Raw genomic sequence first — 17827 nt, 5'->3', positions numbered from 1 at the left:
AAACTTGGAGCGAATCATGAGAAATACAAGAATGAACGCAGGTAGCAGAATTAAAAACACGATCAACATGAAAGCTGTAGTGAATATGTGGCTAAAACCCTGGGTAATCATGCTCCTGTTTCTGGCAGGAGCGTGGGGAAATGCTGTCAGGGCACAAAATGTCCCTGGTTGTGATCCGTTGGGTAGAACCCCCCTGGTCGATTTTCAATTGACCTACGATCCGGCTACAAATCGCTATACGGCCTGGTATATTCCGACCGACAACACGTTGCATCGTACCGTAACCGGTCAGTTCACGATCATTGCACCCAACGGCTTTACCACGCCGGGGGGCAATGGTCGTGATGCCAACTTCCAGATTACCAATCATAATGGTATCTGGACGGATTTTGTGCTTGATAATGAATTGATTACCAGTGTAGGAGCCACCCCGCTAGGCACGCTCAACGGTTTGGCCGTTCACCAGGTCGGGATGGCTCCGGCTGGTAACGATATTGACCCGGATGGACCAACAGGTCCGCTAACTGACCAGGATCCGGTAACGCCGGGCGTAGCGGTTCCTTTGTTTTCGTTTCCGGGAACGGGTTGCGCGTCGGCCTTGCGGATTCTGGTGAACGGAGAACCGGTTCGCAATGATGTGCTTAGTGTATTCGGAGCCAACCTGAATAATGAAATTACCATCCAGATTCCCCGGGCGGCTTTTGTCCCGGCATTGGAGCGCTATTGTAAAAATGCCCCGCTAAGTTCCCCCACAATTGTATTACCCGATATTCAAGACGATATCAAAACCCTATGCGCAACCACTACTTCTTATTCTGATAACTATTTTACCCAGGTTCTCCGGAACTGGAATCCCGCCAACTTGCCGGCAGGAACCACCGTCGTTTCCACCGCCAATCAGGTTTGGGGCAACTTTACCGTAACCCAGGACCCGAATGGCCCGCAGGCTACCGTCGTAACCGACCCTGTTTCAGGAACCTATACCATTACCTTCCCCACCGTAAATGGGGTAACGCAACCCGGCTCAGTAACCATCTGTAACTCCCTCCGAGATGTCTGTAACACGTCTGTCGATCAGGCGTGTGTGGTCATCTCGTGGCTTAGTTCGGGCACGGTGTCAATTACAAACAATCCGCCGGTCTGTCTTTCGAACGGAACCGCCACGGCCTCGCTGACCGCAACCAGTGGGTTTAGCACCTATGACTGGAGTGGTCCCGGTTTAACCACATCGACCGGAAATCCGGTTACCGTTACTGTATCGGCACCGGGCGTTTATAGCTATACGGTTTTGGCCACCACGGCCGGGAGCTGTACGGCGACGGCTACCACTTCCCTGACGGTTGTCAATGGAGCCAATGTGTCCAGTTTCACGATGACGAATCCTACATCCTGTTCCGGAGCCGACGGGACGGTGACCTTGAACGGGTTAGCATCGGGTCAAAGTTATTCCGTAGCGTTTACTAAAAATGGAACGGGGCAGCCCACTCAAAATCTGATCGCCAACGGATCCGGTCAGATAACGGTTTCGGGATTATCGGCAGGAGTCTATTCTTTTACGGCTTTAAATGGTGTATGTGCAAGCACGCCGATATCGGTCACCTTAACGGATCCCAATCCACCAGCCACGCCGACGCTTCCGCCTTCCGCCACCATCTGTTTGGGCAACAGCCTGACGCTAACCGCGACGGGTGCTGCCAATGCCAGTTTTACCTGGACGGGTCAGAACCTGACGCAAACGACGGGTAATCCGGTAACGGCTTCGCCCGGAACAGCGGGCAGTTTTGTCTATACCGTAACCCAGACGGTAGGCGGTTGCACTTCAGCACCGGCCAGTATGACCGTTACGGTCAATCCGGCACCGATGGTAACGACAACGGCTCTTACGACAACCGCCTGTGTGGGCGGCAGTTTGAGTCTGTCGGCTACCCCCTCTGGCGGAACACCGGGTTATTCTTTTACCTGGACAGGCCCTAATTTCTCGACAACGACAACCGCTAACCCGATAACGATAGCCAATGTAACCCTGGCCAACACCGGGAATTATTCGGTACAGGTGACGGATGCCAACCAGTGTACGGCAACATCCGCAACGCCAGTGGCGGTGAGTGTGATCAACTGTTGCTCGCTGACCGCAACGGCTTCGACTACTCAGATAACGATCTGTGTGGGTGGAAGTACAACACTTTCTGCTACGACAACGGGTAGTCTGGGAGCGCTTAGCTATCAGTGGACTCCGAACGTCGTGCTGGGAAATAGCCAGAGCGTAACCGTGACCCCCGTTTCTACCACAACCTACACGGTTGTAGTGACTGACTCCGGAGCACCCAATTGTACCAGCATCGCAACCGTTACAGTCTTCGTCAATCCCAATCCGGTCATTACCAATTTGACCGCTACACCGGCCTGCGTAGGGCAGGTATTGAGTTTATCAGCCACCCTAACCGGCGGGTCTCAACCCGTCACCAGTACCTGGAAAACTCCGGATGGACTAACATTAACCGGAAATCCTCTGACGCGTTCCAATGCTCAGGTTACCATGAGCGGAGCCTACACGCTGACGGTCAGCGATCTCAATAGCTGCACCGCTACGCAGGTGGTTAGCACGACGGTGGGCGCAGCTCCGACGGTGCAGGTGCAACCTCAGCAGGCCTGTGTGGGGGGCAATGTAACGCTGTCCGCTAGCGGTGGGGCATCCAGTTATAGCTGGACTGGCCCGAACGGGTTCACCGCCAGTGGACCGGTGATTGTTCTGACCGGAGTGGACGCTTCAGACGCGGGTAGTTATACCGTGGTGGTGACGGGCGGTAATGCCTGTACCGGGACCGCGGTGGGCGTTGTGGCCGTTAACCCGGCGCCGGTCATCAAAGCCGATTTTGTGTCGGCATCGGTTTGCGTTGGCAGTTCTCTGAACTTGCTTGGCGATGTAACGACCGGTACCGTCCCACCATATACCTACAGTTGGACCGGCCCCAATGGCTATGCGTCATCTCTCCAAAATCCGATTATCACACCTGCCCAGGTAAGCAACAGCGGGTCTTATACTTTTGTCATTACTGATCTAAACGGTTGCAGTGCTACCGCGACGACACCCGTGTCTGTCACCGTAGCTGATTGCTGTCCACCCCGGACTGCTTCAATTTCGTTCACGGCGGAGGATCCTTCCTGTAGTTCCAGTGATGGTTCCGTGACGGCCACGCTGTTGCCGGCTTCTCCGGTAGGAACGCTGGTTACCTATCTCTGGAGAAATGTAGCGACCAATGCGGTTGTGGGCAATACGGCTTCGGTCTCTGCACTGACTGCCGGAGTCTATTCCGTGACCATTACCGAGACAACGGGTAATTGTGTACAAGTATTTACGGGTCAGGTGCCGATTAGTGATACGCCCGGCCCGGATGTGTCGGTGGCAAGTATTACTGGTGCCAACTGTGGTGCCACAAATGGCGGTGTTCAATTGATTGTTACGGGAGGAACTACACCCTACTCAGTTAGTTGGAGTGGTACCAGCACGGGCAGCATGAATGCACCGGGCAGCCCGGTACAAATCAACGGTCTGTCAGCAGGCAATTACATTTTTACGGTTACCGGTATTGGGAGCAGTTGCAGGGGACTACAGAACGTCAGTATTCCGGTGTTACCAACCAGCCTGAGCCTGGCTACGCAGGTGTTTCAACCTGTCACCTGCGGGACTTCGGGCACCATCGTTGTCAGTTGGAATTCGGTGGGAGGACCGTATCAGCTAACAGTAGATGGTGTTGTTACGCCGGTTTCCGGTACTTCCCAAACCTTGATCATTGGCGCAGGAACACATAGTATTCAAATCGCCAGCGGCAATCCGCTTTGCGTCTCTGATAGTAAAGTCGTTACGATCAATCCCGTTCCGGCTCCTCTGGTTGCCGGATGGACGATCCAGCAGCAACCCAATTGTGCGGGGCAGACCGGCATCATTACTTTTGGCGCAGGGCAATCTTCCTCTACGCAATACACACTTGCGTATCTGAACAATACGCTGATCGCCAGTACAACGGGCGATATTCCCCGCACCTACACACTGGGTGCTGGTGTCTACGTCATTACCCGCCTGGAACCAACGGGTTGTATTACGACCCAGACACTGGAAATTGTTGCTCCGGCAGCCATTAGTTTCAACGTCCAACCGATGGATGGAACGTGCGGACAGCCCGGCAGTCTGGTGGTTACCAACATCACAGGGGGAACACCCGGTTACATCGTTTCTTACACCGGCCCGGTATCGGGTACTACGACAGCGGGTGCGAGCAGTACCGGATTGATTGCCGGAATGTATACAGTGACCGTAACGGATTCCAAAGGCTGCTTGACCAGCACAACGGTTACCATTGGTGGTGGTCAGGGACCTGCGGTAACGGCAACAATCAGCAGTGCCACCGCCTGCGTCGGCAGTAGTTTTGTCCTGAATGCGATCGTTACCCCGGCCGGTAGTTATACCTACACCTGGCGCGGTCCGAATAATTTCTCAGCAACCGGGGCCATGGTAACGGTGAATTCCGCGTCACTCGCCAACAGCGGCAGCTATACCGTCGTCGTAACGAATGCCGCAGGTTGCTCGACTACCCAGGTAACCACTACTTCCATCGGTATTTTGGTTTGTCAACCGCCTTGTGCCATCGGATTGAACGTCGTCTCCACCAGTGCTCACTGTAACCAGACGGATGGTCAGGCGACGGTAACTGCCAGTGGAGGCAGCGGAAGCTATACGTATCGCTGGAATACCGGGGCGACAACGCCTACTCTAACGGCTCTGGCAACAGGATTTTATTCCGTAACCGTAACGGATGCTGCCAACACAGCCTGTTTCTCAACGACCCTGGTTTCGGTCGGGAATGCCGGAGGACCGCAACTTACCGTCGCTTCGATTACGCCGGCATCCTGCGTAGGAGCAACCGGTGCTGCGAGTGTAACAGCTTCCGGTGGTAGCCCGGCTTATACGTACCAGTGGAGTACAGGAAGCGTTACCGCTGGTGTTAATGCCGTTGTGGCCGGGGTGTATAGTGTGACTGTGACCGACCAATCTGGTTGCAAAGATGTGGCGCTGGTAACCATACCGAGCACTCCTGGAAACCTGACCGCGACCATCAGCGGAACCGCATCGGCTTGCGGTCAGGCAACCGGGACGGCGACCGTAACCGCCAGTGGCAGTTCCGGTTACCAATACCTCTGGAGTACCGGAGCAATGACCGCCAGTGTTTCCGGGCTGTCAGCGGGTACTTATACGGTGAAAATAACCGATGTCAATCAATGTTCGGTAACGGCTTCGGTGAGCATTGATGACGTCAGTGGCCCTCAATTTACCATCAACAAAACCAATGTTTCCTGTCAGGGGGGCGCCACCGGAACCGCTTCCGTCAACGTGACGAGTGGAGTTGCTCCGGTTTCGTACCTCTGGAGTACGGGAGCAGTGACCAGCAGCATCAGTGGTTTAGCCGCCGGGATATACACGGTAATCGTAACGGACGGCAACGGCTGTAAGACGAGTGACCAGGTAACGATTACGCAACCTTTGGGCATTATGGCCGAATTGTCGGCCAGTACGATTGCCTGTGGCACGACAACCGGCAACATTACCCTGGTAAGCGTCAGCGGAGGCTCTCCGGCGTATACCTATCTGTGGAGTAATGGCGCCAATACCCCTTCACTAACCGGAGTAGGGGCAGGAAGTTACACCTTGACGGTGACCGACGCCCTGAACTGCGTAGCCAGAGGAACAGCTACATTGAGTTTGCCAACGAACTGTACCGTTTGTCAGAAACCGGTGCTGGAGGTGACGGGTCCGGTGTGTAACACCGCGACCAACACGTATTCGATCAGCTATCTGGTCAGTGCGGGTGCGAGTGTATCGGCCAATGTCGGTACGGTCAATGCGGCCCTGAACATGATTACGGGCATTCCCTCGGGTCAGAACGTGATTGTAACGGCCACGAGTGGTTGCGGCTCGGTGAGCAGCTTCACGATTGTGGCCCCGACCTGTACGGTTCCTCCCTGTGTACTGGTTCCAGGTCTGAAAGTAGGCCAGCCGGTTTGCAACGGTACGAGCTACGTGGTAAGTGCGACGGCTAACGCGGGGGCAACGATCACGGCCTTTGGTGGCACGGTGAACGGCGGTCTGGTGACGGTGGCAGGCAGTACGAATGTAACGATTGTGGCCAGCCTGGCGGGTTGCCCGACCTCGGAGACGGTGATTGTGGGCGGTATCGATTGTACGACGCCCCCGGTGTGTACGAATCCATTGGTGAGTGTGGCGGGCACGAGTTGTGAAACCAACAGCTATAGTGTGAAGTACTTTGCACCAGCGGGCGTGACGGTGACGGCAAGTTCCGGCGTTGTGAATGCCGTTACACAAACCATTACCGGACTTCAATTGGGAGTGCCAGTGAGCATGACTGTGAGCAATGGCACCTGTACGCAGGTTATTCCAGTACCTGCCCCAGGCAATTGTGTCACCTGCCAGAAGCCGATCTTGACGGTAGGGGCTCCGGTTTGCAACGGCAATACGTATTCGGTGCGCTTCTATGTTGGTTCTGCGGGACTGGTCATGGGGAGTGTCAGTTCGAATGTAGGCACGATCGGTAACAATATAATCAGCAATATTCCCGTGGGTACACCGGTGGTGATTACCGCCAGTACCGGAGCGGGCTGTGACAATACGATGACCGTAGAAAGTCCTGTAAGTTGTACAACCGGTTGTGTGCCACCCCAATTGACGGTAGGCCAGCCGATTTGCAATGGAGCGACTTATGCGGTAAGCTTTGCCGTAGATCCTGGTACGAGTGTGAGTGCCAATGCTGGAAATGTCAATGGTAATACCATCAGTAACATTCCCGCGGGAACCAATCTTGTTGTAACCGCAGGTACAGGAAACTGCATGACCCGAATCAATGTAGGGAGCCCTGATTGTAGCAATCCGTGTCTGTACCCGGGCATTAGTCTGAGCGGACCCATTTGCAGACCGGGAGGAACGTCGTACTACTTTAATTACATCGCAACGGCGGGAACGACGGTTACCATCAGTCAGGGGGGGACGGTTAATCAGGCTACGGGCACGATTGAAGTCGTCGCCGGGGTTGGAGCGGGTGCCAGTCTATTGGTGAATTCACCGGGTTGTCCCGCTAGTGGCATTGTATTACCACCGGCGAGTTGTACGTATTGCAACAAACCGACCTTGACTGCAGGCCGTCCGGTTTGTAATGGGAATACATATTCCGTCTCCTTTTTCAGCAGCACGACCGGGGTCAGTTCAAATGTGGGTACTCTCAGTGGGAATACGATCAGTAACATTCCTGTGGGGACGCCTGTGGTCATTACCGCGACTACCGGGGTAGGTTGTGAGAGTACACTAACGGTACAAAGTCCAACAAGTTGCACAACCGGCTGTGTCCCCCCTCAGTTGGAGGTTGGACAGCCCATTTGCGACCTGTCAGGAAATGTCTATCTGGTTAGTTTCGCAGCCGAATCAGGGGTGACCGTTACCACAACAAACGGTACCATCAATCAGGTTAATCATACCATAACGATTCCACTCGGAACCAGTGCGGTCATCAGTGCAGGTAGTGGAAATTGCGTCACGAACGTCGAGATAAAGAGCCCTGAAAATTGCTCAACGCCTTGTGTAAATCCGGGCATTAGCATAGGAGGTACCGTATGTGAAACGGGGACGACCACGTATACCGTCAATTTCACAACGACCACCGGTACTACGGTATTGGCGAGCTCAGGACAGGTTAATCAGGCTACCGGAAAAATAACCGGCATTCTACTGGGGACCCCGGTGAGTTTGACGGTATCTACCCCGCCAATCGCCGACTTTACAGGACCTTGCCTGGATAAAGTAATCCTGATTCCGGCTCCAACGAATTGCCCGGTTTGTCAGAAACCGGTGCTGGAGGTGACGGGTCCGGTGTGTAACACAGCGACCAACACGTATTCGATCAGCTATCTGGTCAGTGCGGGAGCGGTTGTGTCGGCCAGTGGGGGTACGGTCAATGCCGCTCTGAACATGATCACGGGCATTCCCTCGGGTCAGAACGTGACTGTAACGGCTACCAGTGGATGCGGCTCGGTGAGCAGCTTCACGATTGTGGCCCCGAATTGCACGGTGCCTCCCTGTGTACTGGTTCCAGGTCTGAAAGTAGGCCAGCCGGTTTGCAACGGCACGAGCTACGTGGTGAGTGTGACGGCCAACGCTGGGGCAACGATCACGGCCTTTGGTGGCACGGTGAACGGTGGTCTGGTGACGGTGGCGGGCAGTACGAATGTAACGATTGTGGCCAGCCTGGCGGGTTGCGTTACTTCGGAGACGGTGATTGTAGGCGGTATCGATTGTACGACGCCCCCGATGTGTGCGAATCCATTGGTGAGTGTGGCGGGCACGAGTTGTGAAAGCACGAGCTACAGTGTGAAATACTTTGCGGCAGCGGGTGTAACGGTGACATCAACGCCGGGTGTAGGTGTGTTGAACACGGTGACGCAGATGATTACGGGGATTCCTTTGGGAACGCCGGTAAGTCTGACGGCCAGCAACGGCAGTTGTCCTCCACAAGTGGTGAACATCCCGGCTCCATCGAACTGCCCACAGCTTTGTCTGGTGCGGGATATTAGCCTGCAGTCCGTTGGTACCCAATGCGGTCTATCGACAGGTAGTGCCACTGCTACGGTAGTGCCGGCAGCACCAGCAAGTGCTACGGTTACCTATCAGTGGACCAATCTGGTTAACAATGCGACCGTGGGTAATACGCCGAGTTTGAATGGTTTGTCGGCGGGAATGTACCGATTATTGGTAACCATTACGCAGGCCGGTTTGACCTGTACCTATGCAGATACAGCAGTTATCAACCCTTCGGATGGAATTCAGGTAACACCTTCCACTCTCGTAGGTGCTGACTGTGGTCTGTCTAATGGTAGTTTGGTATTTACTACAACCGGGGGTACTTCTCCGTACACGGTCCAATGGAGCGGGGCAGCAACCGGAACACTGACCAGTGCCAGCCCTATCGCAGTAACTGGTCTGGTTTCGGGTAGCTATAGCTTTACAATTAGTTCGGCGGGCAATACCCCCTGTGTTTCTTATCAAACCATTAGCGTTCCGCAACGGCCCTCCAGCTTGAGTTTGACCGCAAATGGTATTTCACCAACGGCCTGTGGGTCTAACAATGGCAGTATTGTGGTGAGTTGGAACGCTGTTCCCGGCAATAGCAATTATCAACTGACCGTAAACGGGGTCACAACGACTGTCGCTGGTACATCAACTATTTTGAGTGGGTTATCATCAGGCGCTTATACAATCAGTGTGGCCACCAGTGGTATACCCACTTGTGTATCCAGTACAACGACCGTTATGCTGAATCCGACGCAGGCTCCTGCGGTAAGCAACTGGTCGGTAAATCAGCCGAATTGTGCGGGTCAGATGGGCTCGCTGGTATTCCTGGGCGGGCAATCCCCAACGGTGTACTATACCGTTACACAGGTTGGCGTTGGCATAATCGGTTCTACCAACGGAGCCACGGCGCAAAGCTTTGCCGCCGGGTCAGGAACCTATATAGTGACCCGGACAGAAGGTACTTGCGTCAGCAGCCAGACCTATGTGGTTACCGTACCGTCAGCCATTGACTTTAATGTCCAGGTAAACCCTGCAACCTGTGGCCAACCCGGGAGTTTGGCGGTAACCGATATTTCCGGTGGTACACCACAATTTGTGGTAATGATTACCAATGCGGCTAATCAAACGGTCAGTGCAGGTAATCTGCCGGCAGGAACATATACAGTAACCGTAACCGATAGCAAAGGTTGTTCGGCCCGGGAGGTTGTAACGATCACGGGGAGCGGATTGCCTGATATTGCCTCCATCATTGCTAACAATCCTACCACCTGTACCGGCACGGACGGCTCTCTTGTTCTGACGGGCCTACTGGCTAATCAGGGCTATCAGGTCTGTTACACCAAAAATGGAAACAGTCCGGTCTGTTCAGCGTTAATCGCAAACGGAATGGGTCAACTGACCATTGCCGGATTGGGAGCCGGGATTTATACCAACATTACAGTTAGCATCGGTGGTTGTATCAGTATACCAAAATCGGCCACGCTGAACAATCCGGTCAATCCGCCAACGCCGTTATCGATCAATCCGGGCGCAGTGTGTCTGGGGCAATCATTCACACTGGTGGCGACCGGTACGCCGGGTGCGACCATCCAGTGGACCGGCCCCGGAGGTTTCATGGCCACAGGTAGTCCGGCGGTCGTAACACCGACTACAACGGGCATGTTGACCTATACGGTTACACAAACGGTTGCGGGTTGCACGAGTCTGCCAGCAACCGTGACGGCGCTTGTTCATCCGACACCGAGCATTACCCAGGTGGCCAGTACAAATCCGACCTCCTGTACGTTGAATGATGGGACGATTACCCTAACCGGCCCCTTACCGAACCAGACTTATACCGTTTGTTTCAGCTTCAACGGAGGCAATAGCATTTGCCAGTCCTTGATGAGTAATCCGGCGGGTCAGCATATCCTGACCAATCTGTCAGCAGGTGCTTATTCGAATATAACCATCAGTGCTTTCGGTTGTCAGGTTGCCGTTCCGGTTTCGGCCACGTTGAACGGGCCACTGACTCCACCAACCCCGCAAGCACCAAATCCGGGTACAATTTGCCAGGGTCAGAGTGTGGTGCTGACTGCGAGTGGTTCCGTTGGAGCAATCTTCCAATGGAGCGGCCCGGGCGTCACAACCAGTGGCAACCCCATTACCGTAACCCCGACCGTGACGGGTACCTTGACGTATTTCGTCACACAAACGGTGAACGGATGTACGTCTGCTCCGGCTACCGTCACGTTAGCAGTTAATCCGGCACCGACAGTGACGGCAACGATCAGCAGCGCGACGGCCTGTGCAGGTGGCAGTTTTGTGTTGAATGCTACGGTTCTTCCGTCGGGCAATTATACCTATACCTGGAAGGGACCGAATAATTTTACCGCCAACGGAGCGGTGGTGACCGTGAACCCGGCCACCCTGGCTAATAGTGGAAGCTATACGGTCATAGTAACCGACGCGACAGCAGGTTGTTCTGTTACGAAAGAAACAACCACCTCCGTTGCTGTTACCAACTGTACCGTTTGTCAGAAACCGGTGCTGGAGGTGACGGGTCCGGTGTGTAACACAGCGACCAACACGTATTCGATCAGCTATCTGGTCAGTGCGGGAGCGGTTGTGTCGGCCAGTGGGGGTACGGTCAATACCGCACTGAACATGATCACGGGCATTCCCTCGGGTCAGAACGTGACTGTAACGGCTACCAGTGGATGCGGCTCGGTGAGCAGCTTCACGATTGTGGCCCCGAATTGTACGGTGCCTGCCTGCGTCCAGACGGCGGGTCTGAAAGTAGGCCAGCCGGTTTGCAACGGCACGAGCTACGTGGTGAGTGTGACGGCCAACGCGGGGGCAACGATCACGGCCTTCGGTGGCACGGTGAACGGTGGTCTGGTGACGGTGGCGGGCAGTACGAATGTAACGATTGTGGCCAGCCTGGCGGGTTGCGTTACTTCGGAGACGGTGATTGTAGGCGGTATCGATTGTACGACGCCCCCGGTTTGTACGAATCCTTTGGTGAGTGTGGCGGGCACGAGTTGTGAAAGCACCAGCTACAGTGTCAAATACTTTGCGGCAGCGGGTGTAACGGTGACATCAACGCCGGGTGTAGGTGTGTTGAACACGGTGACGCAGATGATTACGGGGATTCCTTTGGGAACGCCGGTAAGTCTGACGGCCAGCAACGGCAGTTGTCCTCCACAAGTGGTGAACATCCCGGCTCCGATGAACTGTCCGGTTTGTCAAAAACCGGTGCTTTCAGTCACGGGTACGGTCTGTAACACGGTCATCAATACCTATTCGGTCGGCTATATACTCAGTGCCGGAGCGACTGTGTCGGCTACTTTTGGTACGGTAAATACGGCTACCAACACCATTAGCGGAATCCCGTCCGGCCAATCTGTGGTGGTAACGGCTTCGAACGGGTGTGGTGCGGTGACGAGCACAACGGTGGTAGCCCCAAGTTGTCCGGTAGGTTGTACCTCCGTCGTTGGGCTATCAGTAGGCCAGGCGATCTGCCAGAACGGCACAGCGTATGTCGTGAGTGTGACGGCTAATGCGGGAACCAGCTTTAGCGTGGTAGGAGGCAGTTACGCCAATGGTTTGGTGACGGGTACGACCGGTTCGAATGTGACGGTTGTTGCCACACTGGGGTGTAGCACGCAGACGGTCGTGATCGCAGGTGCGAACTGTCCTGATCCTACCCCTTGCACGAATCCGTTGATCAGTGTCGGCGGAACGAGTTGTTCGGGTACTACCTATAGTGTCAAATACACGGTTCCGGTGGGGGTAACGGTAATGGCAAGTTCCGGCGTGGTGAACGCGGTTACGCAGACGATTACGGGCCTTCAATTGGGAGTGCCGGTGAGTTTGACCGTGAGCAATGGCACTTGTACACAGGTAATTGCTGTGCCTGCTCCAACCACTTGCAACGAACCTCCTTTGGTACCGGGTCATCCGGTGGTGACCGAACCGGGCAAACCGGTGACGGTTTGTCTGCCGATCACCGATCCGAACGTGGGCGATACCCACACGGTGACATTATGTGCCCAACCGGCCCACGGCACGGTGAGTCTGCCCCTGACGGTCAACAACCAGACGCACACGGTGTGCTTTACCTACACGCCGACGGCGGGTTACACAGGCCTGGATCAGGTTTGTCTGATCACCTGCGATCAGGGTGGTTTGTGCGATACGACGTATGTCCCCATCACCATCGTTCCGACTTCGCCAACGACCACGGTGGGCAAACCGCCGGTGGTTCCGGTGACGCCGATTGTGACCATCACGGGCGAACCCAAGACGGAATGTTATCCGATTCTGGATCCCAATGTGGGCGATGTGCATAGCTACACGGTGTGTGGCCAGCCCCAGCACGGCACGGCCAGCGTGTCGATCAACAACACGACGCACCAGATCTGCGTGACCTACACACCGAACACGGGTTACAGTGGCCCCGACGAGTTGTGTTTGCACGTGTGTGACCAGACGGGACTGTGTACGGATGTGACCATCCCGATTGTGGTAATCCCCAAACCGGGTCCGCCGACGCAGCCCCAGCCGCCGACGGTGGTTCCCCCGGTGATCATCACCACGGTGGACGTACCCCAGACGGTGTGTGTTCAGATCAACGATCCGAATTTCGGAGACATTCACACGGCGACGATTTGTGGTCAGCCCTCGGCGGGCACCATCACGGTGGGCGCGGTCAACAACGGCACACACATGGTGTGTGTGACCTACACTCCGCCTGCGGGCTACAGCGGTCAGCCGCTGGGAGGCTGTTTGCAGGTGTGCGACCAGACGGGTCTGTGTACCCAGGTGCCCATCACCATTACGGTCATTCCGGGACCTTCCACCAACGAACCTCCTTTGGTGCCGGGTCATCCAGTGGTGACTGAACCGGGCAAACCGGTGACGGTTTGTCTGCCGATCACCGATCCGAACGTGGGCGATACCCACACGGTGACATTATGTGCCCAACCGGCCCATGGCACGGTGAGTCTGCCCCTGACGGTCAACAACCAGACGCACACGGTGTGCTTTACCTACACGCCGACGGCGGGTTACACGGGCCTCGACCAGGTTTGTCTGATCACCTGCGATCAGGGTGGTTTGTGCGATACGACGTATGTTCCCATCACCATCGTTCCGACTTCGCCAACGACCACGGTGGGCAAACCGCCGGTGGTTCCGGTGACGCCGATTGTGACCATCACGGGCGAACCCAAGACGGAATGTTATCCGATTCTGGATCCCAATGTGGGCGATGTGCACAGCTACACCATGTGTGGTCAGCCGCAGCACGGCACGGCGAGTGTGTCGATCAACAACACGACGCACCAGATCTGTGTGACCTACACGCCGACGGCGGGTTACAGTGGTCCCGACGAGTTGTGCCTGCACGTGTGTGACCAGACGGGTCTTTGTACGGATGTGACCATCCCGATTGTGGTAATCCCCAAACCGGGTCCGCCGACGCAGCCCCAGCCGCCAACGGTGGTACCTCCGGTGATCATCACCACGGTGGACGTGCCCCAGACGGTGTGTGTTCAGATCAACGATCCGAATTTCGGGGACATTCACACGGCGACGATTTGTGGTCAGCCCTCGGCGGGCACCATCACGGTGGGCGCGGTCAACAACGTGACACACATGGTGTGTGTGACGTACACTCCGCCTGCGGGCTACAGCGGTCAGCCGCTGGGAGGCTGTTTGCAGGTGTGTGACCAGACGGGTCTGTGTACCCAGGTGCCCATCACCATTACGGTCATTCCGGGAACGACACCGCCTTGTCCGACGATTGCAGTCTTGCCATTCCCGAGTGACCCGACAACCTGTACGGCCAACAATGGTAGTCTGACGTTGACCGGTTTAACGGCAGGCCAGAGTTATACGGTTTGTTATACGAAAAACCTGGATGCACCGTTCTGTCAAACCCTGACTGCTAATCAGAATGGACGGATTTTAGTAACCGGGTTAGGAGTAGGAGTTTATTCCAACATTACCACCAGCCGAAACGGATGCACGAGCAATGCCGTATCGGTAACGTTGGTGGGCGGATTGCCTGCTCCCTCTGCAACCTGTAGTGTAACGGCGGTGTGTGTGGGTGAATCCATTACGCTGACCGCATCGGGTACGAACATCCTGTGGCAAGGGCCGGGTCTGCAAAGCACGACGGGTAGCCCGGTAACGGCTATTCCAAATGTGACCGGTATTATAACCTACATGGCCACCCAATCGGCCAATGGCTGCGTGTCTCCGCCGGCAACCGTTACGGTCGTGGTGAAACCGACGCCGACCTTCTCGGTATCGGCAACCAACCCGACTGTTTGTAATGGCCCCGATGGCAGCATCACCCTGATGGGGCTGACTCCGGGACAATCGTACACGGTTTGCTACACCAAAGATGCCGGTCAACCGGTCTGTGCTGAACGCTTGGCCAACGTCAATGGCGTGCTTACGATTACGGGATTATCAGCCGGTTCCTACACCAATATAACCGTGACAGAACTGGGTTGTATCAGCTTGCCAAAAGCCGTCGTGCTGACGAATCCTGCGTTGCCAAACCCCATGATAACGGTGGCCCCTAGCACAACCGTTTGTCTGGGCCAAGCCTTGAGTTTGACGGCAACTGGTCAGCCTGGTGCAAGTTTCACCTGGAAAGGACAGGGACTCCTGGGAACGACGGGCAGTGTAGTTACCGTGAATCCGCAATCGACGGGAACCCTGAGCTACACCGTGACACAGTCGATTGTCGGTTGTGGCGCATCGTGGACGGCTATTACCATCACGGTCAACCCGGTACCGAGTGCAACGTTGATTAGTAAAAATGATCCGAGCGCGTGTGCAAACCCCAACGGGGCCATTACCATGGGTGGGCTGCTGTCCAACCAAACCTACACGGTTTGCTACCGGGTTAACAATGTCGGTTCGGCGGTTTGTGTGCAACTGGCTTCAAACAACGTGGGTAATATCGTCATGAACGGTTTGACAGCGGGGGCTTACAGTGTGACAGTGTCGAATGGAGGCTGTAGCAGCCAACCGGTTTCGGCAACCTTGGTCGGCCAGACACCGGCCCAACCGACAGTGACCCTGACACCGAGCGCTACCATTTGCATCGGACAATCAGTAACGCTGACCGCTTCCAGCAACCTGGACGGCCCCTTCACGTGGACCGGATTAGACTTGTCAAGTATTACCGGAGGAGTTGCCACGGCTTTGCCAACCACGACCGGGGTGCGGAATTACACGGTAATACAGACCGTCAACGGCTGTACGTCGATTCCGGCCATCGTTCCGATCACGGTCATGGCGATACCGGCTCCGACCCTGGTAACGTCAACGGCGCCGACAGCCTGCTCGGGAACCAATGGCAGTGTCACGCTGGGTGGATTAACCGCCAACCAGAGCTATACGGTTTGTTATAGCAAGGCCGGAGCAACGACCCAATGTGCGCCGTTTGTGACCGCAGGAAATGGTCAGCTTGTGGTGACGGGCCTGACGTCCGGAGCCTATAGCCTGACGGTTCTTTCGGCGGGTGGATGCCGCAATACCGTGCCGGTTTCGGCTTCGGTTGCTAGCAGCACGGCCTGTTCGCAATGCACAGATGCACCCCTGATCATTGCGCAACCGCTACTGATCTGTAAAGACAGCACCAAAACCGTATCCATGCAGATTTTAGACGCTGACCTCAGCGATTCATTCTCCGCTACCGTTTGCGGAGTTGGAACGACCAATGCGACGGTAACGGTGGGTGTCGATAACCAGACTCGTCAGCTTTTCATCACGTACAAAGGCGCTCCGGGCTTCCAGGGAATCGACCAGGTCTGCGTAACAGTCACGGATAAATGCGGAAACTTCGATCAGGTTTATGTGCCGATCCAGGTAATTCGCTGTGTTTGTGGATGTTCCGGAACACCGCCGGTAGTGATTCCGCAACCGATTATTACCACGAAGAATAATCCGAAGGAAATTTGTGTCCCCATTGTCGATACGCCGACGGATGTTCATACCGCGACCATTTGCGGTGGTCCACAGAACGGTACGGCAGAGATAACGGTGAATAATACGACGCATATGTTGTGTGTCAAGTATACACCGAATGCCAACTACGTGGGAACCGATAAGGTGTGTATCACCATCTGCGATCAGACCAACCGGTGTACGGTGATCGAGGTGCCAATCACGGTGGTCGATATCCCCAATCCACCGGCACTGTCAATCGTTCCGGTTGTGACCAACTGCTCATCGACTACGTCAGCCTACATGCCGATCCTCGACATCAACGCCGACAATACGCACAGCGTCATGGTCTTGTCGCAACCACTGAACGGGACGATTACGGCTACCGTGGATCAGGTAACGCACCGGATTTTGATTACCTACATCCCGGCACCCGGTTTTACGGGCAACGATAAAGCCGTCATCCGGGTAACGGATAGTGACGGGCTGTCGTCTCCAGACACGGATGTGCCGCTGTTTGTAACCCCAGGCACGTGTCTAACCTGTGTCACATTGGAACTCAAGGTGTTGCTGGAAGGTCCTTACAATACTACGACTCACAAAATGAACACGGTGCTCAACCAGCGTGGCTTGTTGCCGGGTCAGACCCCCATTGGTCAGTTTGCCGTGGCTACTCCGGCGGGTCAGCCTTACAACACGGCTCCGTGGAATTACACCGGAACAGAAAGTGTGACCACCTACGATCAGGATGTGGTGGATTGGGTGCTGGTTTCGTTGCGGACAGATGAACTGTCGACAACACCGGTATTCCGGGTAGCGGGTCTGTTGCACGATGACGGACGGATTACGTTCGTGAATCCATGCTTCAATATTCCGGCGGGTTCCTACCATGCGGTGGTTGAACACCGGAATCACATGGGCGTCATGTCGCCGACGAAAGTGACCATTGTGAACAACAAACTGCTGTTCGACTTTACCGTCCAGGATTCCTACACCATTGCTGATCCGCCGTCCTTCGGTGAAATCGCCGTCGATGGAAAGTGGATGATGTACGGGGGGGATGGCAAAAAAGACGTCTTTAGCGACAACTTCGACATCAACTTCTTCGACTCGAAACTGTGGAAGGACGAGAGCGGTATTTTTGATCAGTATCGCTATGGCGACTTCAACATGGACGCCGATGTAAACTTTGTCGACAGCGTGTTGTGGAAGAAAAATAACGGACGCTATTCCAAAGTGCCGCATTGA

1 protein-coding gene is annotated in these 17827 nt (G+C 55.2%); it reads left to right on the top strand.

What is annotated here, in order from left to right; translation table 11 throughout:
* Nucleotides 1-67: 67 nt before the first annotated feature.
* On the top strand, nucleotides 68-17827 hold the full coding sequence (locus ACS5NO_RS31940) for a beta strand repeat-containing protein (protein ID WP_439418860.1): 17760 nt from the start codon (nucleotides 68-70) through the stop codon (nucleotides 17825-17827).

It is taken from the genome of Larkinella fluvii, assembly GCF_051857545.1.
Classification (GTDB): Bacteria; Bacteroidota; Bacteroidia; order Cytophagales; family Spirosomataceae; genus Larkinella.
This window is presented reverse-complemented; position numbering and strand designations above follow the sequence as displayed.

What these genes read in the sequence shown, in the direction of transcription:
- ACS5NO_RS31940 (WP_439418860.1), top strand. Translation starts at nt 68, where the DNA reads ATGAAAGCTGTAGTGAATATGTGGCTAAAACCCTGGGTAATCATGCTC.